We start from the raw sequence: 891 nt of genomic DNA on the forward strand, positions 1-891 counted from the left end.
CCGCCACCGCGTCCGGGGTGCGCGCCACCTGGGCGGCGAACAGCTCGGGCACCGAGGCCTCGGCCGACGACCGACCGAGCGTCGCCCGGTTGCCGATGACGTCGAGGTGTGCCCGTTCGGCGTCATCGAGGACGTCCACCGAGGACAACGGCCGCGCCGGATCGGCCACCAACGCCGCCAGCACCCGCTCCAACCGATTAACGAGGCGCGCAACGGTTTCCGGGTCGAAAAGATCCGTGCGGAATTCCACGCCGCCGCCGATGCCGGCGGGTTCGCCGTCGGGGCCGAAGCGTTCACCGAGGGAGAAGGTGAGGTCCATGCGGGCGGCGTGGCTCTCCAGCGGTAGCTGGGTGACCCGCAGGTCGCCCAGGTCCAGGCCCGTGGCGGGGTCGTGGCCCTGCTCACGCAGGTTCTGCCAGGTCACCGACACCTGCACGAGCGGGTGGTGGCTCGCGGACCGGACCGGGTTGAGCCGCTCCACGAGCAGCTCGAAGGGCACGTCCTGGTGTTCGAGAGCCGCCAGGCTGCGGGCGCGAACCTGGGCGAGGAACTCCGAGACGGTGGCGTCGCCTCGGGCGTCGACCCGCAGGATCAGCGTATTGACGAAGAAGCCCACCAGGCGGTCCAGGGCGGCGTCACGCCGGCCGGCGACGGCGAACCCCACCGCGACGTCCTCGGTCGCGGCGACCTTGGACAACAACACGGCCAGGGCCGCCTGCACCACCATGAAGCTGGTCGCGTCGTGCCGGCGGGCCACCGCGCGCACCCGGCGCTGCAACTCCGCCGGCCATTCCACGCTCACCCGCGCCCCGCGGTGGTCGGCGGTGGCGGGATACGGCCGGTCGGTGGGCAGCTGCAGCCGCTCGGGCATCCCCGCCAGCGCGCCCTGCC

General features: G+C 73.2%; 1 protein-coding gene. It reads right to left on the reverse strand.

Going from position 1 to position 891, the window contains the following annotated elements:
* A partial coding sequence (locus tag A5714_RS21610) for a condensation domain-containing protein (RefSeq protein WP_231975947.1) occupies positions 1-891 on the reverse strand: 891 nt, incomplete at both ends.

It is taken from the genome of Mycobacterium sp. E2462, from assembly GCF_001672685.1.
Taxonomy (GTDB): Bacteria; Actinomycetota; Actinomycetes; order Mycobacteriales; family Mycobacteriaceae; genus Mycobacterium.